Source organism: Pyxidicoccus sp. MSG2 (assembly GCF_026626705.1).
GTDB lineage: Bacteria > Myxococcota > Myxococcia > Myxococcales > Myxococcaceae > Myxococcus.
Genome location: NZ_JAPNKC010000001.1, coordinates 5,023,853 through 5,050,541, shown reverse-complemented (window position 1 = coordinate 5,050,541; position 26,689 = coordinate 5,023,853). Strand labels below are relative to the sequence as shown.

General features: G+C 70.9%; 22 protein-coding genes. 8 read left to right on the top strand and 14 right to left on the bottom strand.

Features of this window, described 5'->3' with window-relative positions; all coding sequences use genetic code 11:
* Nucleotides 1–69: 69 nt before the first annotated feature.
* From OV427_RS19605 to OV427_RS19595, 3 genes are all read right to left on the bottom strand, one after another.
* Nucleotides 70–570, bottom strand: coding sequence for a helix-turn-helix domain-containing protein (locus tag OV427_RS19605; protein ID WP_267857649.1), 501 nt, complete (start codon nucleotides 568–570; stop codon nucleotides 70–72).
* A 150-nt stretch (nucleotides 571–720) separates the two neighbouring features.
* On the bottom strand, nucleotides 721–1,188 hold the full coding sequence (locus OV427_RS19600) for a hemerythrin domain-containing protein (RefSeq protein WP_267857648.1): 468 nt from the start codon (nucleotides 1,186–1,188) through the stop codon (nucleotides 721–723).
* A gap of 178 nt (nucleotides 1,189–1,366) precedes the next feature.
* The gene (locus OV427_RS19595; RefSeq protein ID WP_267863450.1) at nucleotides 1,367–2,716 is read right to left on the bottom strand and encodes a sigma-54-dependent transcriptional regulator; all 1,350 of its coding nucleotides are present in this window, start codon (nucleotides 2,714–2,716) and stop codon (nucleotides 1,367–1,369) included.
* 267 nt (nucleotides 2,717–2,983) lie between these two features.
* Between OV427_RS19595 and OV427_RS19590 the strand changes: the two genes are divergently transcribed.
* The 4 genes from OV427_RS19590 (at nucleotide 2,984) to OV427_RS19575 (ending at nucleotide 6,706) form a co-directional block, all read left to right on the top strand.
* Complete coding sequence (locus OV427_RS19590) at nucleotides 2,984–3,376, top strand: hypothetical protein (protein ID WP_267857647.1); 393 nt, start codon at nucleotides 2,984–2,986, stop codon at nucleotides 3,374–3,376.
* Nucleotides 3,377–3,586: 210 nt separating this feature from the next.
* The gene (locus tag OV427_RS19585) at nucleotides 3,587–3,892 is read left to right on the top strand and encodes a hypothetical protein (protein WP_267857646.1); all 306 of its coding nucleotides are present in this window, start codon (nucleotides 3,587–3,589) and stop codon (nucleotides 3,890–3,892) included.
* A 164-nt stretch (nucleotides 3,893–4,056) separates the two neighbouring features.
* Entirely contained in the window at nucleotides 4,057–4,551 is a 495-nt protein-coding gene (locus tag OV427_RS19580) for a PTS sugar transporter subunit IIA (RefSeq protein WP_267857645.1), read from the top strand.
* A gap of 553 nt (nucleotides 4,552–5,104) precedes the next feature.
* Entirely contained in the window at nucleotides 5,105–6,706 is a 1,602-nt protein-coding gene (locus OV427_RS19575; protein WP_267857644.1) for a methyl-accepting chemotaxis protein, read from the top strand.
* An 82-nt stretch (nucleotides 6,707–6,788) separates the two neighbouring features.
* Here OV427_RS19575 and OV427_RS19570 read toward each other — a convergent pair whose 3' ends face one another.
* From OV427_RS19570 to OV427_RS19540, 7 genes are all read right to left on the bottom strand, one after another.
* Nucleotides 6,789–7,934, bottom strand: coding sequence for a YybH family protein (locus tag OV427_RS19570; RefSeq protein WP_267857643.1), 1,146 nt, complete (start codon nucleotides 7,932–7,934; stop codon nucleotides 6,789–6,791).
* Nucleotides 7,935–7,959: 25 nt separating this feature from the next.
* Nucleotides 7,960–9,615, bottom strand: coding sequence for a formate--tetrahydrofolate ligase (locus OV427_RS19565; protein ID WP_267857642.1), 1,656 nt, complete (start codon nucleotides 9,613–9,615; stop codon nucleotides 7,960–7,962).
* A gap of 120 nt (nucleotides 9,616–9,735) precedes the next feature.
* Nucleotides 9,736–10,605 carry a sulfite exporter TauE/SafE family protein gene (locus OV427_RS19560; RefSeq protein ID WP_267863449.1) on the bottom strand — a complete coding sequence of 290 codons (870 nt, stop codon included), beginning with the start codon at nucleotides 10,603–10,605 and terminating at the stop codon, nucleotides 9,736–9,738.
* A complete protein-coding gene (locus tag OV427_RS19555) occupies nucleotides 10,605–11,210 on the bottom strand; it encodes a rhodanese-like domain-containing protein (RefSeq protein ID WP_267857641.1) in 606 nt (201 codons plus the stop codon). Before OV427_RS19555 ends, OV427_RS19560 begins: the two co-directional genes overlap by 1 nt.
* Nucleotides 11,211–11,351: 141 nt before the next feature.
* The gene (locus OV427_RS19550; RefSeq protein WP_267863448.1) at nucleotides 11,352–12,050 is read right to left on the bottom strand and encodes an MBL fold metallo-hydrolase; all 699 of its coding nucleotides are present in this window, start codon (nucleotides 12,048–12,050) and stop codon (nucleotides 11,352–11,354) included.
* A 250-nt stretch (nucleotides 12,051–12,300) separates the two neighbouring features.
* A complete protein-coding gene (locus OV427_RS19545) occupies nucleotides 12,301–13,605 on the bottom strand; it encodes a sigma-54 interaction domain-containing protein (RefSeq protein WP_267857640.1) in 1,305 nt (434 codons plus the stop codon).
* Nucleotides 13,606–13,660: 55 nt separating this feature from the next.
* Nucleotides 13,661–14,923 carry an NAD(P)/FAD-dependent oxidoreductase gene (locus tag OV427_RS19540; RefSeq protein WP_267857639.1) on the bottom strand — a complete coding sequence of 421 codons (1,263 nt, stop codon included), beginning with the start codon at nucleotides 14,921–14,923 and terminating at the stop codon, nucleotides 13,661–13,663.
* A 246-nt stretch (nucleotides 14,924–15,169) separates the two neighbouring features.
* Here OV427_RS19540 and OV427_RS19535 point away from each other — a divergent pair, with 246 nt between their 5' ends.
* The gene (locus OV427_RS19535) at nucleotides 15,170–17,278 is read left to right on the top strand and encodes a c-type cytochrome (protein WP_267857638.1); all 2,109 of its coding nucleotides are present in this window, start codon (nucleotides 15,170–15,172) and stop codon (nucleotides 17,276–17,278) included.
* Between the two features lie 224 nt (nucleotides 17,279–17,502).
* On the opposite strand, the gene OV427_RS19530 is transcribed toward OV427_RS19535, so the two are convergent.
* Both OV427_RS19530 and OV427_RS19525 read right to left on the bottom strand, forming a co-directional pair.
* On the bottom strand, nucleotides 17,503–20,211 hold the full coding sequence (locus OV427_RS19530; protein WP_267857637.1) for an AsmA family protein: 2,709 nt from the start codon (nucleotides 20,209–20,211) through the stop codon (nucleotides 17,503–17,505).
* Nucleotides 20,212–20,545: 334 nt separating this feature from the next.
* Complete coding sequence (locus OV427_RS19525) at nucleotides 20,546–20,962, bottom strand: hypothetical protein (RefSeq protein WP_267857636.1); 417 nt, start codon at nucleotides 20,960–20,962, stop codon at nucleotides 20,546–20,548.
* Between the two features lie 498 nt (nucleotides 20,963–21,460).
* On the opposite strand from OV427_RS19525, the gene OV427_RS19520 reads away from it, so the two are divergent.
* Entirely contained in the window at nucleotides 21,461–22,411 is a 951-nt protein-coding gene (locus tag OV427_RS19520; protein WP_267857635.1) for a GRAS family protein, read from the top strand.
* Nucleotides 22,412–22,564: 153 nt separating this feature from the next.
* Nucleotides 22,565–24,256: a DUF885 domain-containing protein gene (locus OV427_RS19515; RefSeq protein WP_267857634.1), complete on the top strand. Its 1,692-nt coding sequence runs from the start codon at nucleotides 22,565–22,567 to the stop codon at nucleotides 24,254–24,256.
* A gap of 7 nt (nucleotides 24,257–24,263) precedes the next feature.
* On the opposite strand, the gene OV427_RS19510 is transcribed toward OV427_RS19515, so the two are convergent.
* Nucleotides 24,264–24,677 (bottom strand): fibril protein, encoded by a 414-nt coding sequence (locus OV427_RS19510; RefSeq protein WP_267857633.1) that lies wholly within the window; start codon nucleotides 24,675–24,677, stop codon nucleotides 24,264–24,266.
* A 451-nt stretch (nucleotides 24,678–25,128) separates the two neighbouring features.
* On the opposite strand from OV427_RS19510, the gene OV427_RS19505 reads away from it, so the two are divergent.
* On the top strand, nucleotides 25,129–25,536 hold the full coding sequence (locus OV427_RS19505; protein WP_267857632.1) for a hypothetical protein: 408 nt from the start codon (nucleotides 25,129–25,131) through the stop codon (nucleotides 25,534–25,536).
* A gap of 27 nt (nucleotides 25,537–25,563) precedes the next feature.
* Here the strand turns inward: OV427_RS19505 and OV427_RS19500 are convergent, their stop codons facing one another.
* Nucleotides 25,564–26,634, bottom strand: coding sequence for a 4-hydroxy-3-methylbut-2-enyl diphosphate reductase (locus OV427_RS19500; protein ID WP_267857631.1), 1,071 nt, complete (start codon nucleotides 26,632–26,634; stop codon nucleotides 25,564–25,566).
* Between the last annotated feature and the right edge of the window lie 55 nt (nucleotides 26,635–26,689).

Here is a 26,689-nt window from a genome sequence, read left to right as displayed (position 1 = left end):
GGACGACCACTCGACGTGCAGCTCCATGCTGCTCCGCGAGGTGACCTCACGGGTCACATGCCGAGGATACTACTCTTCGAGTTCGGGGTAGCCTCCTGCCTCCTGCGTTTCCTGAACCATCGCCGTGAGGATGGCGCGGCGTTCCGCATCCCGCCTGGTGCGGTAGGCGAGCACGTCCTGGGTGAGGAGGCGCCGGTGCGTGCCCGTGCGGTGGAAGGGAATCTTCCCCTCGTCGAGGAGCTGCACGAGGTATTGGCGCGACACGTTGAGCAGGTTGGCGGCCTGCTGCGTGGTGAGTTCTTTGTGGACGGGGACGATGGAGACGGCATCGCCCGAAGCCAGGACGGCCAGGAGTTGCTGGAGCAGTGTCAGCACGTCCCTGGGGAGCGGCAGCGCCTCGTGGTTGGGCCCAAGCAGTGAGAAGCGCGGCTGGGTGCCCTGGCCCTGAAGCGTCTCGGTGATGAGCTTCGCGAGCTGCTGTACCTGCCCCAGGCTTGCCTCATTTGCCGCGATGGGCTCCGAGACATGCGCGAGCACGGTGGATGGAGCGTCGGACTCGGGCGGGGACATGGGAACTCCGGGAGCGCTCAACAGGATGAGTCATGCTGTACAGGATGGGCACAAACGACGCAACTGCAAGTGCCCATCCCAGTGTGGACTTGAAAAGTCCACGACATCCGTCTCAAGCGCAATCCGGGGCTTCTAGAGCCGCTCAGATCCTCAGGCGTTGGCCTGTCCCTCCAGCTTGTTCATCTCCTCGCGGCGGACGGCGGAGGCGGTGCGGACGATGTCGTTACACGACATGCCGATCTCCTTCTCGGTCACCTTCTGCCCGAACTGCGGCAGCACGTTCTTCTCCTCGTCGGCCACGTGGGCCTTCACCACCTTCTCCAACTCACCCACCTTCGCCGCCAGCCCGTTCACGTCGTTCCGCGCGCGGAGCATGTCGGCGATGATGCTCTTCATCTCGCCGTGCTCGTCCACCGAGTGCTGAATCTTGTCCTCGCCAATCACCCGGCGCGCGACGGGGTAGATCCACCGCTCTTCAATCGTGGAGTGCAGCGTGAGCGCCTCCGCGAGCTGGATGCACAATTCCTTCCTGCTCGCGTCGTCCTGGGCATTCCGGAAGGCCTCGAACAGCGCGTCGACCTCGCGGTGCTGCTGAATCAACAGGTCAATGACGTCCACGGATGCGCTCCTTGTCTGGGGGTCCTGTCCCATCCAACGTCCGCACGACCGCTGGGCGTCGCAATCACTGGCACGGGCGCGCGGGGCCTCGCATGCTCCCCACCCCCGATGCACGGGGCCTTTCCGCGGATATTCCACCGAGCGGACCAAGGTCTGCCTGCCCGGGGCCCGCGGCGCTTCACCCCTCGCCGGAAGGACCCGCCTCGTACTTCTTCCGCTTGCGCCACAGCGTGGACGCATCGATGCCGAGCACCCGCGCCGCCTCGTCCAGCGTGGGCGCCGAGGACATGACGCGCAGGATGTGCTCGCGCTCCACCTCCTCCAGCGTGTGCGGCCCGCCCAGCGTCATCACCGAGCCGCCCGCCGCGGCAATGCGTTCCGGGAAGGCCTGCGGCTCCAGCACGTCCGCCGGCCAGACGATGAGCGCGCGCTCCATGGCGTTGCGCAGCTCGCGCACGTTGCCCGGCCAGGCGTACGCCAGCAGCATCTTCTGCGTGGCGGGCGACAGCTCCGGCGCGGGCCGCTGCGCCGCCTTCGCGAAGAAGGCCACGAATCTGCGTGCCAGCGGCAGCAGGTCCTCCGGCCGCTCGCGCAGCGCTGGCAGCTTCACCTCGATGACGTTCAGCCGGTACATCAGGTCCTCGCGGAAGCGCCCCGACGCCACGTCCTGCTCCAAATCCCTGTTGGTGGCCGCCACCACCCGCACGTCCGCCTTGCGCGTGCGCCCCTCGCCCAGCCGCTCGAACTGCTTCTCCTGGAGGAAGCGCAACAACTGCGCCTGGAGCGCGGGGCTCATCTCCGCGATTTCGTCCAGGAACAGCGTGCCTCCTTCCGCCTGCTCCACCCGCCCGGGCTGGTCCCTCACCGCGCCGGTGAAGGCGCCGCGCACGTGGCCGAACAGCTCGCTGGCCAGCAGTTGCTCGGACAGCGTGGGGCAGTTGACGGTGACGAAGGGCCGGCGCCGCCGCGCGCTCATGGAGTGCAGTGCCCGCGCCAGCACGCCCTTGCCGGTGCCGCTCTCGCCCCGCAGCAGCACCGCCGCGTCGGACGCCGCCGCGCGGGTGATGAGCCCGATGGCCGCGTGCATCGCCTGGGAGGCCGTCTCCAGCGTGGCCTCCGGCACGGCCTGCGCGAGCTGTCCCTCCAGGCTCTCCAGCTGCGACGACAGCTCGCGGTGCGAGCGTGAGCGGTCCAGCACGTGGCGAATCTGCGCCGGGGTGAAGGGCTTGGGCAGGTAGTCGCGCGCGCCTCGCCGCACCGCCTCCACCGCCGTGTCGAACGTCGCGTAGGCGGTGATGAGCACCACGTCCAGGTTGGGCGACTCGGCGAGCAGCCGGGGCAGCAGGTCCAACCCGCTGGAGGTGCCCAGCCGCAGGTCCACGAAGGCCAGGTCGGCGGGCCCCTGGGCGAGCGCCGCCAGGGCCGCCTCGGGGGTCGCCGCCTCGCGCACCTCGCACCCGAAACCCTCCAGGCACACCCTCAGGGTGGCGCGGATGTTGCGTTCGTCATCCACCACCAGCACCCGCATGGGGCGCTCCCCCACGGCGGGCGTCGCGTCCGTTCGTGCATCCATGGGTCAATCCTAGATGCAGGACGCGCGCCCCGCCGTGCGGTCTGCACGGCGGCGGTGCTCCCGAGGGCAGCCCGGTGTCGCCCGCGCCGCGCACACCGCACTTCGCAACCGCCGGGGCCTCGGTGCTTGCAGTTCGCAATCCCCTGGCGGATGACGGCTCGTGCACACCCGGGAGGGAGCGTGCTGGCTTTGGTCGCCGCGTTGCAGTGAAACAGGAGGGGTATGCGTCTGAATGGGATGATGGCCGGCGGCACCCCGCCGGGAGACGGTGGCGACGACAACATCTTCACCAGGGACCGTCCGCCCTCGGAAGGGGAGAAGCGGGTCCGCCAGGTGGTGGTGCTGAGCGTGGTGCTGCTCGTGCTCGGCGCGGTGTGGCTGTACCTCCAGGGAGGAGAGAACCGGGCCCTGAACGCCATGTCCCCCGCGCAGCGGGCGGCCTTGTTCCAGGAGACGCGAGACAGCATCCGGTTGATGTGCCTGAGCGACGCGGGCGTGAAGAAGGCCTTCCAGGGACGCTGTGCGAAGCAGGCCGACTTCCTCGTCCGCTTCCCCGAATGCGACGAGGCGTGCAAGCAGGAGGTCGCTCCGATGCTGCCGCAACCCACTCGCTAGGCGGACCCTCGCGGGACGTGGAGGATGCACGGCGTCGGGCGGACAGTCCTTGCCGTTTGCACGGCCGCGGGACACCCGTCGGGAGCAGCTCCCTCGTGAAGCCGGGGCCGTACCCGCGGCACGAGGCTTGCGTTGTGGACGGGGTGAATGCGTCCCCATCTGGTCGAATCCGAGCCCTCCACACGCAGCCCTCTCCCGAATGAAAGGGAGGTGACTCGCGGCCCGTCCCGCCGCTGGGGGGCGGGCGTGCTGGGGGCGCTCGTGCTGGGCGCGCTGCTGTTCGCCATCTCCGGGTGGTGGGTCTCCGAGCGTCGCGCCATCCACTCGATGGAGCCGGCCGCCCGCGAGGCCCTCTTCCAGCAGTCGTGGAAGGGCTTCGAGCAGCTCTGTCTGAAAGACCCCTCGGACGCGTTCCTCGACCGCTGCCATGACCAGGCTCGCTTCCTGCTGCTCTTCCCCGAGTGCCAGGGCGCCTGCCTCGAGCAGGCCCGCCTGCGCACGCGTGCACTCCGCTGAAGAGGGGACCGCTTCACCCCGCGCGTGCTCGCCGCATGCATCGTCCTCTTCGGGCGTGAGCGGACGGCACCTGACGTCTGAGCTCCAGAGAAGACGCGTGCCGCGCGGAGGCCCGAGACACATCTTTTCGCACGGGCGGCGGACGCCGCCACGGGAGGCAAGCCATGTTGCGGTGGACGGACTTTCTCGGAGTGGACGCCATCCGCCCGTCGCTGCGGGCTCGCAACCGGGACGAGGTGCTGGCGGAGCTGGCGGAGTTGCTGGCGCCGCGCGCGGGGGTGCCCGTGCGGGAGCTGGCGGCGCGGCTGCTGGAGCGTGAGCAGCTGGGCAGCACGGCCATGGTGGGCGGTGTGGCCGTCCCCCACTGCCGGATTGCACGGGTGCCGGGCATCATCACCTGCGTGGGGTTCCATCGGGGCGGGCTGGCCTTCGGTGAGCCCGAGGACGGGCTGATTCGCATCTTCGTGGGGCTGGTGTCGCCGCCGGACACCGCGGGCCTGCACCTCAACGTCCTGGCCCGCATCGCCGGGATGCTGCACGCCGCATCCCTCCGTGAAGCGCTGCTGCGGGCGCCCTCGGCCACCGCGGTCCACGCACTGCTGGTGGAATCCGAGCAGGCCCTCGTGTCCTCACGGGCGGAGGCGGCCCAGGCAAGGTGAAGCCTCCGGTGGGTGCGAGCCGGGGTCGAGGTCCGGGGCCCACGGCCGTCCGTCCCCGAGGCCCGAGGCTCGCGAGCCCCCCGGTGACGATGGCGTGCCGTGACGGCCCCGAGCCTGTCGGACCGCCGGGCGGGCAGAGGAGCCGCCGCCGCGCTGCCCGCCCGACGGTCGCTCCCGGAAGCAGGTGCCGGATGGAGCCCCACCCTGCCCGTACCCCCGTCGCGGGGGTGCCACGCCCTGGCCGCATCCGGCTGATCGCCCCGCTTCGGGAGGCGAGGCCCCCCACGACGCTTTGACTTGACGTGCCCCCGGGGTGGTACCGGGCGTAGGGGCTTAGCAGCGGGGCGCTGAGTCCGGTATCCTACGGCGCGCGGCGGATCAGCGGTCCGCCCGGGCATCGGGGGGCCCCACTCATTTGGGGCCCGCGGAAGGAAGGCGACATGTGCTGGCGCAGCAGGCCCTGCTCGGGGCCCCGCTTCAATTGCCGGGCTCTGGCCGGGAATGGCGAGAGCTTGGAAGGCCCGGGGACCGCTCACGGTAGGGAGGGCGCCCGGTGCGTCTGAAGCTGAAGTTGATGCAGAAGATGATGGTGGTGCCCGCGGTGGCCGGCGTGTTCCTCGTCGCCATCCTCGTGGCCTTCGTCACGCTGGGCATGCTGTCGGGCCGTGTGTACGAACGCATCAACTCCTCCCACGTGCCCACCATCGAGCTGAGCCGTGAGGTGAACCTCCGCTACCCGGGGCTCCACCGCGGCGTCATGGCCGAGGTGACGCGCAAGGCGGAGGGCGGGCTGGAGCCGCTGCGCACGGAGCTGAAGGAGCTGCAGGTGAAGCTCGACCTGGCGCGCGAGGTGTCGGGCGCGAAGGTGGAGCGGGCCGACGCGCTCAAGGGCGCGCTGACGGCGTACTGGGCGGATGCCGAGCAGGCCCTGGCGCTCGCGGTGAAGGGTGACGCGCAGGCGGACGCCGCGCGCGCGAAGCTCGAGGCCGCCTACCAGTCGCTCCACGGCGCGTTCAAGCAGGCCGCGGAGGAGGACGCGCAGACCATCGGCGTCGCGTACGACGAGCTGAAGGGGCTGCAAATCACCATGCAGGTGCTGGTCATCGTGCTGGTGGTGGCGGGCATCACCCTGACGGTGCTGCTGGCGCTCTGGCTGCACCGCGAGGTGACGGTGCCGGTGGGCAAGCTGACGGCGGTGGCCACGCGGATTGCGCAGGAGGGTGACCTCACGCAGGCCATCGACACGAGCGCGCAGGACGAGGTGGGCGAGCTGGCGCGCGGCTTCAAGGTGATGGTGGACCGGCTGCGCAGCGTGCCGAGCACCATCGCCTCGGTGGTGACGGACCTGTCCGCGGCGGCCGGGCGCCTGACACAGGCCAGCCAGGACCAGGTGAACTTCCTCACCAACCAGTCCCGCAGCCTCACCGAGGCGAGCACCACGATTGCCGAAATCGCGCAGACGTCCAGCATGGCGGCCAGCCGCGCGGAGATGGTGCTGAAGGTGGCGGCGCAGGCGGACGCGTTCAGCTCCTCGGGCCAGCAGTCGATTGAGCAGAGCGCAGAGGGGCTCCAGCAGATTCGCCAGCGGGTGGGCGCGCTGGTGGGCAGCATCGCGCACCTGAGCGACCAGGCCGTGCACGCGGGTGAAATCATCAGCAGCGTGAAGGACCTGGCGGACCAGTCCAACGTGCTGGCGCTGAACGCGGCCATTGAAGCCGCGCGCGCGGGCGAGGAGGGCCGGGGCTTCGCGGTGGTGGCGCGCGAGATGCGCTCGCTCAGCGGTCAGTCGCTGCAGAGCACGCAGCGCATCGGCAAGATTCTCCTCGAAATCAACCAGGCCATCCGCCAGACGGTGTCCATCGCGGAGGGTGACAGCCAGAAGATGGAGGAGGGCATCGAGCAGGTGCTCTCTTCGGCGAACACGCTGAAGGACATCACCACGGTGGTGCAGGAGAGCAGCCAGGCCGCCCGGCAGATTGTCGCCTCCGTCACCCAGCAGAACGCCGGCATCGCGCAGATGACCGAGGTGATGACGCAGCTGTCGACGATGATGGCGGACGTGGTGACGGCGACGATGACGGCCGAGGAGGCCGTGATGTCCATCAACACGTCGCTGGGTCAGCTGAAGGACCTGTCGACAACGTTCCGCGTCTGAGCTGCTGAATGCGGCCGTGAGGGCGCCACCGTGGAGGTGGCGCCCCGGCCTGCTTCGGGCTCTGAAGGGCGCTACCGACGAATCACGGGCCGTCCGGGCCCGGGTTGCCGTTGCCGCTGTCGGCGACGTAGCGCCACTGGCCGTCGGGCTGCCGGCGCCAGACGGAGAGGTACTTCACGTAGTGGGTTTCCGGATTCTTGTCCGGGCCAGGTGAGACGGAAACGGCGCGGCCCACGGTGTAGGCCATATCACCCGAGCTGGCGGCGCCGCCGAGCTTCGGCTCCCAGCGCAGACTCACCTCTCGGGGGATGGGCCCGTAGCCTTCCTTGATGGCCTCGTGGCCGAAGAGGCCGCTGGGGCCGCCGGGAATCACCGCGTTGGGCGCGGCCCAGGTGACGAAGGCCTGGCCCATGCCGTCGCGCGCGGACTGCTCGGAGAAGGCGGAGTCGGCGGCGAACACTTCCGCGAGCACGTCCGAGGACGCCGCGGACGCGATGGGCGCCGTGTCGGTGGACCCCGCCGAGAAGGAAGGCGGCACGGCGAGCGGACCGCGAGCCCTGCCGAGCACGGCGGCCGCGAGCAGCCACGGGCCTTCCGGCGTCCGCGTCCACACCGTGAGGTAGCGCTGGTAGCGCTTGCCGGGCTTCATCTTGGGCGGCGCTCCGGGCGCTCCAGGGGCCGCTGGCGCGGCAGAGGCTCCAGGTGCGGCGGGCGCTCCAGGAGAGGAGACGCCGGGCGCGGGAGGGGTTGTGGCACCGGGCGCTGCTGTCGCTCCGGCCGCTCCTGGAGCCGCGGCACCTCCCGCCGCGCCACCCGTCGAGTCGAGCAGCACCTGGCCCACCGCGTACCCCATCCGTCCGTCCGCGCTCACGTCCCAGACCAGGGCCTCCGCGCTGAGGACGCCGTCCCGCTCCAGCGGCTCGGCGGAGAGCTTCGCGCGGATGGCGTCGACACCGCGCAGCGTGTACTGCCCTTCCAGCAGCAGCAATGCATCTGGGGCGGCGGACGCGGCGATGCCCTCCGCGGACCCCTTCTTCGCCATCGCGTCGGCCAGCGCGGCTTCGGCGGCGCGAAGCGACTCGCGCGCCTCGGCCGGTGACAACGCCGCCTTCGCCGTGGCGGCGGGTGCTTCCTCCGTGGACGGCGCGCGTCCGGAAGCTCCCGGACCGGCGCAGGCCGTGGTGACCAGTGACACGAGGACAACGGCTCCCGCGAGCTGCTGCTTCATGACTTCCTCCGTGGTGTCTTCAAGCTCATTCGCCCTGCATCAGCCCGGTGATGCGGCCGTCATCGTGCACGGTGATGCGGCGGGCCGCAGGCTCGCGAGGCAGGCCGGGCATGGTGAGGATGTCGCCCGTGAGTGCCACCATGAAGCCCGCGCCCGCGGACAGCCGCACCTCGCGCACCGTCAGCGTGAAGCCGCGAGGCCGCCCCGGCTTCGCCGGGTCATCCGACAGCGACAGGTGCGTCTTCGCCATGCACACCGGCAGCTCCGCGCCACCCAGCTCGCGCACCATCTGCAAGTCCTTCATCGCCCCCGCCGTGAAGGCCACGTCGTCCGCGCCGTACACCGTGCGGGCAATCGCGCGGACCTTCTCTTCGGGGCTCTGTGTCAGCTCGTAGAGGAAGCGCGGACGAGGCGGAGCGGCGTCCGTGCGGTCCAGCATCTCCAGCACGCGGTCCGCCAGCTCCAGCGAGCCGTCACCGCCGCGCGAGAAGCCCTCGCACACGGCCATCTCCACGCCGCGCTCCCGGCCGAAGGCGCGCAATTCATCCAGCTCCGCCTCCGTGTCCTGCGGGAAGCGGTTGACGCACATGACGGCCGGCAGGCCGAAGGCCGCCACCGACTCCAGGTGCTTCTCCAGGTGGGCGAAGCCGCGCACCAGCGCCTCGCGGTCGGGCTCGGCGACGCGCGCGGCGGCCGCACCGCCGTGGTGCTTCAGCGCGCGCAGCGTCACCACCAGCATCACGCCCCGGGGCCAGATGCCCGCGGTCCGGCACTTGATGTCGAGGAACTTCTCCGCGCCCAGGTCGAAGCCGAAGCCGGCCTCCGTCACCACCTCGTCCGCGTAGGCCAGGCCCATCCGCGTGCCCAGCACGGAGCTGCACCCGTGCGCGATGTTGCCGAAGGGCCCCGCGTGCACCAGCGCCGGTCCGCCCTCGCGCGTCTGCACGAGGTTGGGCATGAGCGCGTCCTTGAGCACCGCCACCATGGCCGCCGCCGCGTCCACGTCCCGAGCGCGCACCGGCTTGCCGTCTGGCGAGTGGCCCACGACGATGCGGGCCAGCCGCGTCTCCAGGTCCTTGAGCCCGTCGGACAGGGCGAGGATGGCCATGACCTCGCTGGCGGCGGTGATGTCGAACGCGGCCTCGCGCGGCACGCCGTGCGCCTTGCCGCCCAGGCCGACGATGACGTTGCGCAGGAACCGGTCATTCATGTCCATGGCGCGCCGCCAGCGCACGCGCGTGGAGTCGATGGCCACCGGCTGGCCGTAATACACGGCGTTGTCCACCAGCGCGGCGAGCAGGTTGTTGGCGCTGGTAATCGCGTGCAGGTCGCCGGTGAAGTGCAGGTTGATGTCGGCCGCGGGCTCCAGGCTGGCCTGTCCGCCGCCGGTGCCTCCGCCCTTCACGCCGAAGACGGGGCCCAGGGACGGCTCGCGCAGGGCGGCCACCGCGCGGCGCCCGCGTTTGCGCAGGCCCATGGCCAGGGCCACGGACATGGTGGTCTTCCCCTCGCCCGGAGGCGTGGGGTTGATGGCGGACACGAGCACCAGGCGGCCCTGTTTCCCGCCCTGCTTCCCGAGCGCGTCCAGCGACACCTTCGCGCGGTTCGTGCCCCAGGGCAGCACGTGGTCTTGGGACAGGCCCAGCTCGGCGCCCACTTCGGCGATGGGTCTCAGCGTCATGCCGCGACTCTCCGCGCGGCGCGGGCACGGGTCAACGATTGTGGTGCCCGAGGTGTCGCCTTCAACGGCGGACGGCGGGCCCTCCCGGCCCTGGCACAGGAGGGGAGGGACTGCTCACTCCTAGCGCTGCCGGGCCAGGTGCAGGCGCCACAGCGTCAGCGGCAGGCCCACGCCGGTGCCGGCCACCAGCCATGGCCAGGCGCCCGCTTGTGCCAGCGCGGCGCGCATCGGGGCCGGCGCCTGCGCCACCAGGAGGAACGCGGCGGTGGCGAGCACGAACACGGCGAAGCCCCTGCGCAGCGAGGCCGGCGACACGCGCCCCGCGAGCCGCCCGCCCACGAGGCTGCCCGTCATCGCCGCCACGAGCACCGCGCCGGTGAGGGCCCACGGGAGCTGCACGTGGCCCAGGTGTCCCACGAAGCCCGCGGCGCACTGGAGGGCGATGACCACGAGCGACGTGGCGGTGGCCACCGGGGTGGGCAGTCCCACCAGCGCCAGCGCGGGGACGATGAGGAAGCCACCGCCCGCGCCCACCAGGCCCGACAGCAGGCCCACCGCGAGGCCCTGGGCGAGGATGCGCGCCACCGGCAACGTGGGCTCCTCGGCAGTGGCGGTGCTCGCGGATGAGGGAGGCGCCTCCTTGCGACGCAGCATCGCCGTGGCGGCGGCGACCATGATGCCCGCGAAGAGCAGCAGCAGCGCGGCGGCGGGGAGGAGCGGGTTGAGTCGCCCGCCCAGGAATGCGCCGGTCATGCCTCCCGCGCCGAACACGAGCGCCGTGCGCCACCGCACCCGTCCGGCCCGCGCATGGAGCACGGCGCCGCTGGCGCTGGTGACGCCCACCACCACCAGCGACATGGCGATGGCCGTCCGGGGCTCCACGCCCAGCACGTACACCAGCAGCGGCACGGTGAGGATGGAGCCTCCACCGCCGAGCAACCCCAGCAACACCCCCACGAGCAGTGATGCGGCGATGCCCACGTACAGCATCAATGCCGGCCCTCCGGCCGCGCGACGGCGAGCAAATCCCGGCACTCTCGCAGCAGTAGCTCGAAGCCCTCGGTGTCGCGGACCGTCCGTGGGGGCGAGGCCTGGAGCGTGTCGAGCAGGGCGGTCAGTGCCTCCCGTGACGGGCCCTGCCCGTAGATGGGAGCGGGTGTCTCCGGAGCAATGGCGCGGTGCAGGCCCACGAGCAATTCATCGAGCACCCGCGTCAGCGCGGGCGGTGGGCCCGACGTCGGCCGCACCACGGGCAGCTCCACGGTGTTCCACGCGAGCATGCCGCCGCGCAGGTTCATCACCCGCGTGAAGCCCAGCTCCACCAGTTGCGCGGCCGCCTTCGCCGAGCGCCCCCCGGAGCGGCACACCAGCAGCACGTCCGCGTCGAGCGGCCACTCGGCGGCCGCGTGCCGCACGGTGGCCAGCGGCACGAGGCGCGCGCCGTCGAGGTGGCCGAGGAGGCCGTCGAACTCGGAGGGCTCGCGCACGTCCACCCGCTGGAGGTGGGCCGTGGCGGGGAGCGCCGCGAGCTGGCGCACGTCCACGTCGCGGTAGCCGGCGGGGTTCGGAGTGGCGCTGTCGTAGAGAGTAGGCATGAGAGGCTCCATCTCGCGTCCTCGGAGAGGCGCGAGCCGGTGGTGGATGAAGGGTCGGTGCCCCTTCCGGTGAGAGCCGGAAGGAGCGGCGCGGGATTCACGCTCCCGCGCGGGCGTGGAGGGCCTGCTTGCTCGGCGGCTTCAGACCCTCGGCTGGGGCCCGGTGTGGCCGCACGCGCGATTGGCGGGCACCGCGACGTCCAGCTTCTTCGGGGGAGGGAGCTGGCGGCTCTTCATGAACGCGATGAAGGCGTCGCGCGTCTTGCCGGCGAGGCGGGGGTTGTGGCGCTTCTCCTCGCCGATGGTGGACAGCGCGTGGCCGGCGTAGTCGTGGCCCGGGTGCACCACGGTGTCCTCGGGCAGGGTGAAGAGGCGGTCGGTGATGGAGTCGTAGAGCTGGCCCGGGTCGCCATTCTGGAAATCGGTGCGCCCGGTGGCGCGGATGAGCAGCGCGTCACCAGTGAAGAGCCGGCCCTCGCACAGGTAGCTGAGGCTGTCGTCGGTGTGCCCCGGCGTCTCCAGCACCTTCAGCTCCAGGTGGCCCAGGTGCACCCCGTCCCCATGGGCCACCTGCCTGTCCACACACGGCGCGCCCCGTGCCGAGGCCACCACCGTGGCGCCCGTCCGCTCCCGCAGCAGGCCCGCGCCGGTGACGTGGTCGGCGTGGACGTGCGTCTCCAGCACCAGGACGAGCTTCAGCCCCAGCTCCTCCACCAGCCGCAAGTCACGCTCCACCTGCTCCAGCACCGGGTCGATGAGTGCCGCCTCGCGCGTGGCCTCGTCCGCCAGCAGGTACGTGTAGGTCGAGCTCTCGGCGTCGAAGAGCTGCCGGAACAGCATGGTCCACCTCATGCTTGGGTTGAGTCCTGTGCTCGGATTGCCAGCACCGTGCCAGACACGGAGAAGACATGAGATGGGGCGCGAGGGCTACCCTTCATCGCGAGCCACACACGCGCTCCGTCCAGAGGGAGGTGCGTGTCTCCGGCGACTCCCGCCCGTGGGCGCGGAGCGGCCGGTCCGGCCCACCGTCCCACGGTGCCGCGCGTGGCCGGGTGTAACGGCTGAAACACCGCGGTGAAACAGTCCCCGCTCATCGGGTGCCACCCTCTCCCAGGTCACGCAGCCGGCGCCAGAGGGTGACGCGGCTGATGCCGAGCAGGCGCGCGGCCTCGGAGCGGTTGCCCCCCGCCCGGGCGAGCGCTTCACGCACCCGCTCCGGGTCCAGCGAGGCCTCGGTGCTCACGGGACTCATGGGCGCGCCGGCACGCGGCTCGGAGAACTCGGGCGGCAGGTCGGACTCGCGCACCACGGGCCCTTCACCGATGACGTACGCGTACTCCATGACGTTGCGCAGTTCGCGCACGTTGCCCGGCCAGGCATGGCCCTCCAGCAGGCGGCGGGCGCCGGGCGAGAAGCGCTCCACGCGCCGGGGGCCGCGTTGGTGCAGCTCGTCCAGGAAGCGCATGGCCAGCGGGAGGATGTCCCCCGGGCGCTCTCGCAGCGACGGCAGGAAGACGGGCACCACGCGCAGCCGGTACATCAGGTCGGCGCGGAAGCGGCCGGCCTCCACTTCGCGCCGCAGGGCCCGGTGGGTGGCCGCGATGATGCGCACGTCCACGGGCACCGGCTCGCGGCCGCCCACGGGGATGACGGTGCGAGTCTCCAGCACGCGCAGCATCTTCGCCTGGAGGTCCAGTGGCATCTCCGCCACCTCGTCCAGGAACAGCGAGCCGCGGTTGGCCAGCCGGAAGTGCCCCGGGCTGTCGCGCACCGCGCCGGTGAAGGCGCCGCGCACGTGGCCGAACAGCTCGCTCTCCAGCAGCGTCGGAGGGAGCGCCGCGCAGTTGATGGCGCGGAACGGGCCCTTGCTGCGAGGCGACAGCGCGTGCAGCGCGTGGGCGATGAGCTCCTTGCCGGTGCCCGACTCGCCGCGTACCAGGACGCTGGACTCGGTGCGGGCCACCTTCTCGACGATGCGGAAGAGGCGCCGGAGCTCGGGGTCCTGCGTCCACAGTCCGTGGAACAACTCGGCGGGGTTGGCCGAGTCGCGCGCCGGGTCCAGGGTGACGAGCAGCGCCTGGCCGAGCGTCCGTGCGCCCTCCGCCAACGCCACCGCGCGCACCCGCACCCCGTGCACCCGGCCTCCCGCGCGCAGCCGGGCGGCCGTCTCGCGGCCCTCCGTCAGCAGGGTCTCCAGTTGCACGCTGCCACCGTGGGGCGCGAGCACCTCCGCCAGCGGCGTGCCCGCGCGCACGGTGCCGCCGAGCTGCGCCTCCAGCGCTGGGGTGAGCGCGGCCACCCGCCTCTCGCCGTCGACGAGGAGCACGGGGCCCGCGAGCGCATCCAGGGCGGGCAGGACGAGTCGGGACGTGGAGGGAGGGCGGGAGTGGGGCATCGGTGCGGCCGGGGCGGGACATGCATAGCCCGGCCTCACGCCGAGGGGCATGTCCTCAAGCGAGCCCGCGCATCATCAGCGACCAGTAGAGGCGCGGCAGGCCGTACTTCTTCATCAGCCACATGTCGCGCCGCTCCTGAATCGTGTTGATGAGCGGGAAGCTCGGCGTGGGCTTGCCGTCGTAATCGAACTCGGCGAGCAGCAGCTTCCCGTACCCGGTGGTGAGCGGGCAGGACGCGTAGCCGTCATAGCGTCCGGGGAGCGGCTGTCCGGCCATGACAGCGAGCAGGTTGTCCACCAACACGGGAGCCTGCTTGCGCACGGCGGCTCCGGTGCGGCTGGTGGGCAGGTCCGATGCGTCGCCCAGTGCGAAGACGTTGGGGAAGTCCGGATGCTGGAGCGTGTACTTGTCCGCCTTCACCCACCCGGCGCACGGGCCCTCGCGCCACGACAGCGGGCTGCGCTTGATGAAGTCCGGCGCACTCTGTGGCGGCGTGACGTGGAGCAAATCGTAGGAGACGGTGACGCGCTCCTTCTGGGAGGTCTCGAAGGTGGCCTCGCGCTTCGCGCCGTCCACGGCGACGAGGTTGTGCTCGAAGCGCGCGTCGATGCCATAGCGCTTCACCACGCCCTCCAGCACGGCCGCGAAGGGCTTCACGCCGAAGAGGGTCTTGGCGCCCGAGCCGAAGACCACGTGCGCGCGCTCGGTGATGCCGGTGCGGCGGAAGTGGTCCGCGGCCAGGTACATGATTTTCTGCGGCGCCCCGGCGCACTTCACCGGCGTGGACGGGTGGGTGAAGAGGGCGGTGCCACCCTGGAAGCGCTGGATGAGCTGCCACGTCTTCGGGGCGAGCCGTACGTCATAGTTGCTGCTGACGTGCTCCGTCTCCAGCGCCTCGCGCAGGCCCGCGACCTTGTCCCAGTCCAGCTGGATGCCGGGCGCGACGACGAGGAAGTCGTAGCCGATGCGCAGGCCCCCTCGGGTGCGGACCTCCTGGCGCACCGGGTCCACTTCCACGGCGGCGTCCTGGAGCCACTTCACGCCCCGGGGGATGAGGCTCGCCTCGTCGCGCACGGAGTCCTCGACGCGGGCCTCACCCGCGCCCACCAGCGTCCAGAGCGGCTGGTAGTAGTGGTGCTTCGAGGGCTCCAGGACGGCGACGTCCTTCTGCCCCGCGCGAGCGAGCCGGGCGGCCACGGCGATGCCCGCCGTCCCTCCGCCGATGATGAGCACGCGGTGGCGCTCCTGCCGCGAGGCGACGCCGGACATGGACGTGGTCACCGGGTCCACGCAGCCGCAATCCTCGCTCGTGTTCATGGGGCTTCCTGGCGAAACGTGAAACATGAACAAGGCCTTAGCAGGGGGCGTGCCACACTCGTCCTGCGGGGTTGGCTCCCGGTGCTCGGGGTGACACGGTGTTTCTCCCGCGTTTCATGGTGTTTCAGAAACGCCCGGCTGCTTCGAGGCTGAAGCAGGCAGGGCCGGGTGGGTGTTTCGGCTACTGTCCCGGGTGGAGCCGCGCCTGGGCGGAGTCGCACCCACGGACGCGGGACGGAGGGGACGATGCCGAGCAACCACCGCAGCCTGTCCATCCTGGCCACCGTGGCCGTGCTGTGCGCGGCGGCCGCGTGCCTGCGCAACACACCGGCCGCGACTCCCGAGCACCCGCCGGGCACCGCGCAGGCCCATGCAGCCGTCCTCTGCTGGAATCCGGATGCGGGCGTGGCGCTGACCGGCGCTTCGTGCACGCCGCTGACGCCGCCGCAGTTGTCCTGCTACCTGCCCTCCGACCTTCAGGGCGGTGTGCAACAGGAGCCCGCCTCCACCGTGCAGCGCTCGGCGGACCTCTTCTCCTGGCAGGAGTTCATCGCGCTCAACTGGCCCGCGAGCGACACGGAGCGCGGCGTGCCGGACCGGAGCAAGCCGCTGGGCGCGCCGGGCCCGCGCGTCTGGGAGACGTGGAAGGAGACATACGAAGTCTATCTGCCGGACGGCCGCCGCCCGCCTGGATGGAATGACACGCAGCCACTGCCCTCGGGGTGTGGCGCGGACGCGACGAAGTTGCTGACGCGCGACGAGAAGATCGACGACGTGACGGACAGCGCGTTGCAGGCCGCGGCGTCGGACGGGCGGCTGCCGGCGACGCTCACGGACCGGCGCGGGCACCTGGTGCGCTACGAGATTCGGATGAACCGGCCGATGTTCGAGCACATCCTGGACAACGGCCTCTATGACGGGCGGCGGCAGGTGGACGCGACGCTGGTGTCCTTCCCGAACGGCGGCATCCTGGTGAAGGCAGCCTGGCGCCCGGTGGACGCGGCGGAAGCGCCGTACTTCCACACGGTGACGGCGTGCGTCTGCGACGGCGAGGACGGCGGCCGGCTCACGGGCTGTCATCCCGAGCGCATGGGGCTCGTGGGCTTCCACGTCACGCAGAAGACGCCCAGCGCCCCGGCGTGGGTGTGGTCCACCTTCGAGCAGCGCGCCAACGTGCGCGAGTCCGAGGGCCAGCCCGCCTCCTTCTTCGACCCGAAGTGCCGGGACTGCGTACCGAACCGGCAGACGAAGCCCGGAGTGCCCAACCAGGTCGTCCGGGTGACGCCGATTCCGTCGTCCGCGCCGGACTGCGACGCAGGCACCGCGTTCAAGGACGACGTGGTGCGGCTGAACGAGGACCTCATTGCGGCGCTCGCCGACGCGGGCTCCGTCTTCCAGCACTACGAGTTGGTGGACACGCAGGTGCCGGTGGCCTCGCCGTACGCGGCGCCACAGCCGACGACGGTGTTCGGTGTCTCGCGGCCCGTGCTGGCGAACACCACCATGGAGACCTTCGTGCAGGAGACCTCCACCTGCATCGGCTGCCACTCCACGGCGCGGACGCTGAAGCAGGAGGCGTTCATCTCGGCGGACTTCACCTTCTCGCTGAACAACGCGTGGCCGAAGCCGGACGCCTCGACCACGCTCCCGCCGCCGGAGTCGCCCCAGACGCAGTGGGACCGCGAGCACTGGCCCCAGGTGCTGCGCGGGCAGGCCATCGCGGCACAGACCTACGAACTGCTGCCGCAATACACCCGCGCGAAGCTGCACTGCGCGAGCTGCCACCTGAGCGAGGGCAGAGACCCGGATGCCGCCTGGTGGGTGGGCATGCACGAGGCCTATGACGGCGGGCCGGCGCTGCAGGCGCGCATCAACTCGTGCTTCGAGCACAGTGAGAATGGGAAGGCGCTGTGCACGCCCGGCGACGGCGGCACGGGGAGCTGCGACAGCAACGCGGACATGCAGGCGCTGCTCACGTACATGACGTGGCTGGACGAGCAGTGGGCAGAGCGGCACGGGACACAGACGCCACCGCGCGGCTACCCGGCGATTCCGACGCTCACCGGAGACGCGAGCCGGGGCCGGGGCGTGTTCCAGCAGAAGTGCGCCGTGTGCCACGGCAGCGACGGGCAGGGGCGCTACCCGGACGGCACGTACTACCGGCCGGCGCTGTGGGGGCCGAACTCGTTCAACGCGCAGGCGGGGATGGGCAACCCGAGCCTGTCCGCGCCGTTCGTCCACGCGAACATGCCGCTGGGCTCGGGCGGGTTGCTGACGGTGGAGGAGGCGTGGGACGTGGCCGCGTTCATCGACTCACAGCCCCGGCCGGGCAGGGGCGACGGCGGCACGCGCTGACCCGCCTCGGGCCGCGCTCATCGACGCACTGCTCCGCTCAGGCCTGGGGAGGGTGACTCAGCGCCGGGGCGGGCCTCCGGAGCCGGTTGTGCGGCGTCCTGTTCGGAAATGTCGGGGGTTTTGCGCGGCGCCCGCAAATGTCCCGACATTTCCGAACAGCACGCTCCCGCACCGCGCCGGAGCGGCCGCACGGTGGCGACCGGCTCCAGCGCCGAGCACGTGGACTACTTCCCGCCGAAGATGCCGCGCAGGCGCTTCTTGGCTTCGTCCTCGGCCTTCTTCTTGGCCTCGGCCTCCAGGCGGGCGCGCTCGGCGGCGGCCTTCTCCTCCAGCTCCTTCTTCTTCGCCTCGGCCTCGGCGCGGGCCTTCTCCTCACCGCCCTCGATGACGGCCTGCACCTGCTTGCCGCGCTCGCCGCCAATCAGGTTGCCCGCGAGCGACGAGGCCGCCAGCTTCGCAATCGTCGTCGCGGCCGGCTTCACGTCCACGCCCGTCACCTCGGGCTTCCACGCCTTGCCCGTCACCTTCATGCCCACGGGGATGGCCTCCGGCGGTGTCACCTTCCCGAGCGTCAGCGTCTTCACCGTGGACGGCGTCAGCGACACCCCGCCCGTCAAATCCAGCGTGCCATCCAGGCGGATGCCGCCGCTGAAGCTCAGCGCCGCCTCGGGCCGCGTCCACGACAGGGGCCGCTCGAGCTGCGCCACGCCGTTCTTGATTTCCACGCCGAAGGGCAGGTTGTCACCGAGCGACGTCACCTGGTCGCTCTTGAGGCTCTTGGCCGCGAAGGGCAGCGCCTTGGCGAGCGGCTCGGACACGGCGGCCACCAGGTCCTTGCCCAGCAGCGTGCCGCCCAGGATGTTGCCGTTGATGGCGCCGAGCAGCGTCTGCTGGAGTTGGTCCGGCGTGTAGCCCACGCCCTTCACGTCCACGTTCCCGTTGAACTTGCCCGTCATCACCTTCTGCGGGGTGAACTGGGTGAGGGCCTCGGCCATCTCCACGCCCTCCACCTTCACCTTCGCGTCGAAGGGGCGCTTCTCCGGCAGCGGGCCCAGGCGCACGGTGGTGCCGTCCGCCGTCACCTTGCCGCCGTAGAGGCCGGAGGAGAACTTCTCCACGGTGATGAGGTCGTCGGTCATCTTCACCACGCCCGTCACGTTGCTCAGGTCCATCTTCGTGTAGCGCAGGGCGCCAATCGCGAAGCGGATGTCGCCGCGGTAGCCGTTGAAGCGCGTCGGGTCATCCGGCGGCGGGGGCACCGGCGCGCCGCCCGTGCGGGCCATGACTTCCTCTTCGTTCATCAGCAGCGCGTCCGCGTCCAGCTTCTGGCTCTTCACGTCCGCGGCGAACGTCGTCGTCTGCTTCTTGCCCTGGCCGGCGAGCGCGAAGGACGCGCTGCCCGTCACGGTGTCCGCGAGCAGATTCGCCGTGAGCTTCGGGAGGTCCACCTTCATGCCGGAGCCACTCTTGCTCGGCGTGTACGTGCCGGCGGCGCTCACCTGCATGCGCTGGCCGGGGGCCTTGTTCACGAGGAGGCCGGGGCGCAGGTCCACGCCGTCCAGGTTGGCGTCGGCGGTGAAGCGAAGTGCGCCGCCGCTGGCCGCCGCGCCGGTGAGGCGGGAGGTGAGCTTCATGCTCGCGCCCGCGTCCTTGGTGAGCTGGGCCGGCACGCGCAGTCGCACGGGCGTCAGGTCCACGTCGATGTCGATGGCCTGGGCGTCCTGCGTGCCGCTGCCGCGCACCGCGAGGCCGATGGGGCCGGCAATCATGCCGTTGAGCTGCTTGCGCAGCGGCGGGTAGTACTCGGCGATGGCGGCCGGGTCGAGGTTCTTCCCCAAGAGCTCGAAGCCCTCCACCGAGGGCTTCTCGGTGAGCAGGCCCTTCACGCGGCCCTTGCCGGTGAGGCTCGCGGGGCCCACGTCCAGGTTGAGCTTGTCGAGCGCCAGGTCACCCACGGCCACGTCGCCCGTCACGTCGGTGTCGAGCACCACGTCGAGCGCCTTGCCGCCCTCCGCGCCGGCGAAGCGCAGGCCGAGCGCCTTGACGACACCCACGAGGCGCGTGGGGCCCTTGCCGCCGGGCACCGCGCCGCCGAGGTCCGCCTGCCAGTCCGCGTCCACGGTGCCGGCCTGGAGGCCCACGTCGGGAGGGAGGAAGGGGCCCAGGGGCGCGAGGTCGATGCGCTCGGCCTTGAGCGTCACGCGCTCGGGCGTGGGGATGAGGGTGGGGGGCAGGGGCGCGGCGTTGACCGCAATCTTGAGGTTCTGCTTGTCGGCGAGGACGGCGGCGGCGAGGTCGATGACGAGCGGCTTGCCGACGCGCAAATCCTTCACCTCGATGTCGAGGTCCTTCACGGCCAGCTCCCGGGCCTGGGCGCCCGCCGAGCGGTCCACGAAGCGGATGGTGCCGTCGGTGAGGGCGGCGCGCTCGACGTGGACGCCGGAGAGGTCGGTGGGGGGCTGTTCCTCCTCGGGCTTCTCCTCTTCCTTGGGGGACTGCTCCTCCAGGCGCTTCATGAGGCGCTGGATGTTGGTGGTGCCGTCGGGGAAGCGGACGACGTTGACGGTGAGGCCGGACACCTCGGCGTTCTTCACCTGGATGTCCTTGCCGCTGGAGGACAGCAGGGGGCCGGCGGCGACGCGGATGTCAATCGAGGCCAGCTGCGCGAGGGGGAGCTCTTCTCCCTCGGCGGGGCCGACGGTGACGTTCTCCACTTCCGCGCCGATGGTGGGGAAGAGCTTGGTGGAGATGTCGCCAATCTCGATGGGGCGACCGAGCTTCTGCGAGTACGTGGCGGCCTGGTCTCGGGCCGTCTTGAGCAGGATGGCGTCGAGCCGCCAGAGGGCGACGGCGACGATGATGACGAGGAGCGCGAGGATGCCGCCCAGGACGTAGGGCCAGCGGCGCTTCTTCTGCACGGCGGTGTTGGACATCGCTTGGTACCTCCTCCAGCGAGCAGGCCACGGGCGGATGGCTCGGTGCGGGGCCCGGGGAGCAAGCAGACGCTTAGCTCAGCCTCGGTCCGCTCGCACGTCCCAGACGCTGTGGGACTGCTTCGGGGGCAGCAGAGAGACTTTTCACGGGAACAGACGGCACGGGCCTGGAGAAATGCACGGCGTCGTACAGTCGGAGGACGCACGGCTGCCCCGGGAGCGGGAAAAACGGGGGCGCCAGCCGGCCCTCATGGCGCCCCCTGCCACCCGACAGTTCCCGGATTTGTACACGGCGGGGGCGGATGGGAAGGGGGGCGGGGTGGGATGGGGCTCGTCAGGACCGCTGACGCGAGGGTTTCCGCGAAGCCACCCGCTTCTTCGCGCGAGGTCTTGAGGCGGAGGAGGACGCTGCCTGCTTCTTCACACGCCCTTTCGAGGTGGCAGCAGGGGACTTTGCCCGCGGAGGCTTCGCTCCAGGCGTCACTTCGTCGAACTCGTAGAAGCGCCTGCGGACGAAGTACATCGCGTTCATCAGCGCATCCACGGGCCCGACGCCGTAGGAGTACTTGATGCCTCGGGCGACGTGCTCGAAGAACAGGGGGCAGTACCAGGTCTTCCCATCCGGTGCGAGAGCGGGTCGGCCAATGATGATCTGGGAGGTCCGCTGAGTCCCGTCCTCGGTCATGTAGTGCCAGTAGTCTTCAGCGATGGGGTCCTTGATGGAGGAGAGCCGCGGGCGCCAGTCCTTCATGGTTCATCCTCCGCAGGGCAATCGTCAGAGTCACCGCATTCGTAGATGGCGTAACACATGCCATGGCATGCGCGCTTGGAGCCCTCTGCTGCTCCCCAGCACAGGGCCTGCCTTCTGGGATTCCGGAGCCGTCGGCAAAATGCCGCGAGCACTTCTCCTTCAGCATCACAGGCAGCCAGGCAGGTCTGCTTGTTCGCTGGAGATTCGGAATCCTTTTCGGACTCGCGCCAGGGAGAGGCGGCTGCTGGAGGGCACCCTTCAGGGTTCAGCGCGCAGAAGCTTCCCGGCTCGCGTGGATAGCCATCCCGAAGGACGCCTGCTCGTTGCGACGGCGCGGAGGCACATGCCAGCAGCAGGCCGGCGGAGATACCCCAACAGGTCATCCCCTTCATGGCCACATCCTGTCTCGTCTCGGTTTTTCCAGGGGCACAGTACCCGGTCAGCCAGGAAATGCGTCAGTCTTCGTATTCTCGGATGAGCCACGGGGGGACCGTCGTCTTGAGCCAGAACCTTCAACGTCTCACGTCCTTCCTCTCGGGGCTCGCGGGGCATGGAGAGACGCGCTCGCGTCAGGCGCTGGCGGAGCGTGTCTCGGAAGCGCTGCCCACCGTGGCCATGGCGGGACACATCGCCAATGAGTGGCTGTGTCACCACCTCGCCGGCCTCGACGAGGCCGTGCTCCTCGACATCGGCCCCGGCACCGGACGCCAGGGCGTGGACCTGCTGCGGCGACTCGGTGCTCGCGCGGACCGTCCCCGCCACCTCACCATCATCGCCGTCGAGCCCGATGCCGTCAGTCTCCGCACCGCCAGGCACAACCTCCTCGAGGCCGCGCAGGCCTACGGACTCGACGTCCACGTCATGGCCTTCCACTCGCTCGTGGAGGAGCTGGACCCGTCCTTCTGGCCCCTCGTGGCGGCGATGCCCGGGACGCTGCTCGTGCACTCGGCCTTCGCGCTGCACCATGTCCGCGGGAAGGCGGCCGGCGAGGAGGCCCGGGACGGCGTGCTGCGCCGGCTGCGCATGCTGGAGCCCAAGGCCCTCGTGCTCACCGAGCCCAGCCTGGACGTCTCCACCTCGGACCCGGAGCTGCGCTTCCGTCAGGGCTGGCGCTACTTCGGCCTCACGTTCCAGCTGATGGACCGCCTCTCGCTCCCCCAGGAGGACCGGGACGCCATCCGGCGCTTCCTCGTGCGCGAGCTCGAGGCCGTCATCGACGACTCCGACGACTCCCGCTCGAAGCGGTTCGAGCACGTGCGCGGCTGGTGGCGCAGGCTCGCCCGCGCGGGCTTCTCGCGCGACGACGTCCCCTCCACCCTGGACCTGGGCACGCACCCGCAGATGCAACCGCGCCGCTACCCGGGGTACGTGGGCCTCGACGTGGGTGAGGAGACGCTCGTCGCCGTGCTGTGCGCCACTCCGGCGGCACGAGACGCCCACTCCCTCTGAGCGCCGTTCGCCCTTCCCGAATCGCTCCCGAGCGCCGACACTGAGGGCCCCGCCATGCTTCGAGCCCCCATGCTCTTGCGCTCCGCCCTCGTCCTGCTGGCCTGTGTGTCCGCCTGCGCCCCACGCTCGCGAACCGTGCCGGAGACCTCCGCCATGTCCACCGCTTCCTCGTCCGCGGCCGAGGCCGCGTACACCCGCCTCGCCCGCGAGTACCTCGACTGGTACCTCGAGGCGAACCCCACGCGCGCCACGTCGCTCGGCTTCCACCAGCACGACGCCCGCCTCCCGGACGTCTCCGCCGCCGCGCTGGCACGCAAGTCGAAGGCCCTCCAGGACTGGCTCACGCGACTGGACGCATTGGACCGCGCCGCCCTCGCCGGAGACTCCGCCGTCGACGTGCGCGTGCTGGAGTACGCCATCCGCGCGGACCTCGCGGAACTGGAGGAGCAGCGTCCCTGGGAGAACAACCCCGGCTTCTACGTGGGCCTCATCGCCAGCAGCCTGTCCAACCTCTCCTCCCGCGAGTTCGCCCCCGTCGCCGAGCGGATGCACTCCCTGCGCTCGCGCATGGCGCACATCCCCGCCGTGCTCGGTGCGGCGAAGGCCAACCTCCGTGGCGTGCCGAAGCTGTGGGCCCGGCTCTCCCACCGCGATGCCCGGGGCATCGCGTCCTACCTGCGCGGGGACCTGCCCCGGGCGATGGAGGCCCAGGGCTTCGCCCGGGTGGACGCCTCCGAGCGCGAGGCCTTCACCGCCGCCCGCGAGGAGGCCGCGCAACACCTGGAGTCCTTCGCCACCTGGCTGGAGCAGGAGGTGCTGCCCCGCGCGGACGGCGACTTCCGCCTGGGCCGCGAGCGCTTCGAGAAGAAGCTCGCGCTGGAGGAGCACGTGACGCTGAGCGCGGACCAGCTCCGCGACATCAACGAGCGCTCCATCCGCGAGTACAAGGCCTGGGTCGCCCGCGAGGCCGCGAAGGTGGACCCGAAGAAGACGCCCGAGCAGGTGATGGCCGAGCTGGTGAAGGACCACCCCACCGCCGACCAGCTCATCCCCACCGCCCGCGCGCAGCTCGTGGAGCTGCAGCGCTTCGTGCGCGAGCGGAACATCCTCACGCTGCCGTCCGACCGGCTCCCCACCGTGCGCGAGACGCCGCCGTACGCACGGCTGGGCTTCGCGTCCATGGACACGCCGGGCCCCTTCGAGACGAAGGCCACCGAGGCCTTCTACAACATCACCCCCGCGGAGTCGGGCTGGACGCCGGAGCAGCGGGCGCAGCACCTGACGTACTTCAACCGCGCGGGCCTGCTCGGCATCTCCGTGCACGAGGCCATCCCCGGCCACTTCGTGCAGCTGCTCTACGAGTCGAAGATTCCCACCGACGTGCGCAAGGTCTTCTCCCCCACGTCCGTCGTCGAGGGTTGGGCCCACTACACCGAGCAGATGATGGTGGACGAGGGCCTGGGTGACGGAGACCCGCGCATCCGCCTGGGGCAGCTGCGCCGCGCGCTCCAGCGCCACGCCCGCTGGTACGCGGCCCTGGCGCTCCACGTCTACGGCGAGCCGCTGGAGGCCGTGGCGAAGCGCTACGCGGAGATTGCGTACTTCGAGCCCTTCCCCGCGCTGCGCGAGGTGGAGCGCGGCACGTCCAACCCGACGTACCTCTATTACGCCGTCGGACGCATGCAGATACTCAAGCTGCGTGAGGACTACCGCCGCCACCTGGAGGCGCAAGGGCAGCCCTTCGTGCTGAAGGACTTCCACGACCGCTTCCTGCGGCTCGGCCTGCCCGTGTCGCTCGCGCGCGGCGTCCTCATCCCCGGGGACACCGCGCCGTCGCTGGAGTGACTCGCGGCTACAGCTCGATGACCTGGGGCCGCTCCTCGGGCGGCAGGGGCTCGCGGGACGTGAGGCCCTCGATGCTGAAGCCCGAGGGCGCGCGGATGGCGCCGCTGTTGAGCGGGTCCAGGTAGAGCTGGACGGGCGCGGCGAGGCCCTCGTACGTCACCTCGAACACCTCCAGCCCCTGGCTCGGGCCCAGGCGGCGCCAGGCCACCCGCTGGCCCTCGGGGCCGCGGAGCAATTCGAGGAAGGCCATCATCCCCTCATTCCCCCAGCCCACCCGGACCGGGTCCTCCGGTCCGAAGCCATAGGCGCCTCCCTCCCGCACCGGGGCGCGTGACTCGCGGACCGGTGCCACGGATTTGTTGGATGAGGCACACGCCGTCAGGAACAGCAGCCCTGCGCAGGCAAAGCGAAGCGCGAACATTCGACCCTCCACCCCCACCATCGACCTGCGGGGAAGCTGTTGCCGCACCCGCGTCCGTGCACGCCGCCTGCCCTCCCTTCGTTCTCCGGACAACGCCCGGAGTGCCCGCTGCCGTGCAGTCACCGCGCCGGGCCCGCGCCTCCGCTCCGCTTCCCTGCCTCCGTCCCGCGCAAGGCCTTCGCCCCGGGCCGCTTCACGGGGCCGCAAAGCCTTGCACTCCCTGACCGCGCTTCCGGTGCGAGCCATGTCAGGGTTCAGGACGGTTGGAGGAGGAATGCTCCTCATTGGCATGTCTGGATTTGACAGGGAAGGCGCGCGCGGCCAGCGTTGGCGGGTGCCTTTCAACTTCGTCAGACAATGGCAATCATCTCCTCCCGCGGGCTGGCATGGGCGAGCCGGCCTTCGCTCGCCGTGGGGCCTCGGAGCCCGGGGATGGCTCCTGTGTCTCGGGATGGCGCTCGCGTGCAAGCCGCGCAGGCAGGACGAGTGCGCCACGGTGCAGGCCCATGTGATGGAGGAGGTGCGCGTCGTGGACGGCTTGCATGACCACTTCAGCGACGCGGAGTCCATCGTCCTCCACTCACGGCGGTTGCGCGAGGTCAGCGCGGGGCTGCGTGCCCTCGAAATCCAGGACGCGGGCCTCCGGGCCGCCGTGCAGCGCTACCACCTGAGCATCGACCGGCTCGCGGAGGCCTGGGCCCAGGCCGCCGAGCAGAATGGGCAGGGGCCCCCGGACGCTGGCACCGACGCGGGCCTTCCGGGCGTCGGGCTGGTGATGTTCAGCGAGCTGACGTCCGTCCACTCCGCCGCAGTGAATGGCGCCCGCACCGCCATCACCAATGCCTGCGGCGCCCACTGAGCCCGGGAGCGGGCGCCGCCGCACTGTCTACTTCTTCTTCGCCGCCCCGCCGTCCCCGGTGCCCGACATGGCGCGCATGAAGTTCTCATCGACGCCGTGGATGCGCAGCGACACCAGCTCGTCCGGGGTGATGCGGGTGTAGCCCGCCGCGCGCATCCGCTTCACGAAGTCCGGGGTGACGCCGTGGATGCGGAAGGCGACGAGCTCCTCGTCGGTGATGTTGGGGAAGCCCAGCTCGCGCATCTCCTTCACGAAGGCGGGCGTGACGCCGTGGATGCGGAAGGCGGTGAAGCCGTCGGCGTCCACGTCCTTGAAGCCCGCGTCGCGCATCTCCTTCACGAAGGCCGGAGTGACGCCGTGGATGCGGAAGGCGACAATCTCGTCGCCGTCCAGGTCCTTGAAGCCCAGGGCGCGCACTTCCTTGATGAACTCGGGCGTGACGCCGTGGATGGACATGGCCAGCAGGTCGTCCCAGTCCAGCTTCGTGAAGCCGGCCGAGGCCAGTCCCTGCACCCGCGCCGCGTCGACACCGTGGATGCGGCCCGCCACGAGCTGCTCCATCGTCAGCCCCGGGTAGCCGGCCTTCGCCAGCTCACTCACATAGGCGGGCGTGACGTCGAAGATGCCCACCTGCATCAGCTCGTCCATCGACAGGTTCTTGTAGCCAATGGCCGCCAGGTCCTTGATGCGGGTGGTGGTGACGTCCGTGGCGGCGAGCTTGAAGTGGTCCTCCGGCGACAGCTTCGGGTAGCCCAGCCCGGCCATGGCCTTCGCGTAGGTGTCGCTCGGAGCGAAGCGGTAGTGGCCCGCGCCCTCGCCGCCCTTGAACTGGCCCTCGAAGCTGAAGGTGCCGGCCTCGCGCGGCATCGTGAAGGACACCGGGCCGTCGTTGGTGGACAGGCCCTGGAAGGCGGACAGGGGCTCGCTGAAGCCCATCTGGCCGTGCTCGTCCTGGCGGTGGAGCTGGAGCTGCAGCTCCTTGCCGTCGCGGTTGCTCCGGGGCTGGGCGGTCCAGGTGCCGCGCAGCTCGGGCGCCGCGGTGGCGGAGAAGGCCGCGAGCAGCACGGCCACGAGGGGAAGGGACGACAGGCGACGCATGATGGGCTCCTTCGGACAGACCCCACCCGTGCGGCGCGCATCCGGTGGGACGCGG